Annotated in this window: 1 rRNA gene; it reads left to right on the top strand. The window is 49.5% G+C overall.

Features of this window, described 5'->3' with window-relative positions:
• Positions 1-97 (top strand): 16S ribosomal RNA (locus M3197_RS17550); the annotation flags it as partial.
• Positions 98-204 lie beyond the last annotated feature (107 nt).

Consider the following 204-nt stretch of genomic DNA (forward strand, 5'->3'; position numbering starts at 1 on the left):
CCCTTACGGGAGCCAGCCGCCGAAGGTGGGACAGATGATTGGGGTGAAGTCGTAACAAGGTAGCCGTATCGGAAGGTGCGGCTGGATCACCTCCTTTCTAAGGATATATGTCAGTGGAACATCCTCGCGATGATGAAGCTGCACATTCGGAAATGAACCTCTGGTTCATACGTTGACATTTTGCGTTCAGTTTTGAAGGTTTAT

The organism is Sporosarcina aquimarina, assembly GCF_023715615.1.
In the GTDB taxonomy this organism is placed as follows: Bacteria; Bacillota; Bacilli; order Bacillales_A; family Planococcaceae; genus Sporosarcina; species Sporosarcina aquimarina_A.